General features: G+C 48.0%; 1 rRNA gene. It reads right to left on the bottom strand.

From position 1 onward, the window contains the following. Positions 1-979, bottom strand: a 23S ribosomal RNA gene (locus ACW0TQ_RS22070); the annotation flags it as partial. Positions 980-1,104: the final 125 nt, after the last annotated feature.

Raw genomic sequence — 1,104 nt, 5'->3', positions numbered from 1 at the left:
GTAAGTAACTGGCATTCGGAGTTTGACTGAATTCGGTAACCCGGTAGGGGCCCCTAGTCCAATCAGTGCTCTACCTCCAGTACTCTCTATCTTGAGGCTAGCCCTAAAGCTATTTCGGAGAGAACCAGCTATCTCTGTGTTCGATTGGAATTTCACCGCTACCCACACCTCATCCCCGCATTTTTCAACATACGTGGGTTCGGGCCTCCAGTCAGTGTTACCTGACCTTCACCCTGGACATGGGTAGATCACACAGTTTCGGGTCTACGACCGCATACTCATTCGCCCTGTTCAGACTCGCTTTCGCTACGGCTCCGTGTCTTCCACTTAACCTTGCATACGATCGTAACTCGCCGGTCCATTCTACAAAAGGTACGCCGTCACCCATTAACGGGCTTCGACTACTTGTAGGCACACGGTTTCAGGTTCTATTTCACTCCCCTCCCGGGGTGCTTTTCACCTTTCCCTCACGGTACTGGTTCACTATCGGTCACTAGGGAGTATTTAGCCTTGGGAGATGGTCCTCCCGGATTCCGACGGAATTCCACGTGTTCCGCCGTACTCAGGATACACTCCGGAGGAAATTCCTTTTCGATTACAGGGCTGTTACCTTCTTTGGCTGACCTTTCCAGGTCGATTCATCTAAAGAATTTCTTTGTCACTCCAATGGAATGTCCTACAACCCCAAGAAGCAAGCTTCTTGGTTTGGGCTCTTTCCGTTTCGCTCGCCGCTACTCAGGAAATCGATGTTTCTTTCTCTTCCTCCAGGTACTGAGATGTTTCAGTTCCCCGGGTCTGCCTCACCTACCCTATGTATTCAGATAGATGTACTGTTCCATTACGAACAGTGGGTTCCCCCATTCGGAAATCCTCGGATATCATGTTTACTTACAACTCCCCGAGGCATATCGGTGTTAGTCCCGTCCTTCATCGGCTCCTAGTGCCAAGGCATCCACCGTGCGCCCTTATTCACTTAACTAAAGTTTTTGAATAAGATGGCTGATTACAGAATGTAATCAGTTGTGTCGCTATATCAATAGCTTTTTTGCCTTATTTTTAAAGTTTGATGTCGTTGTTACTCTTATTTAGTTTTCAAGGTACAAA

The organism is Oceanobacillus sp. M60, assembly GCF_053839645.1.
This window is presented reverse-complemented; position numbering and strand designations above follow the sequence as displayed.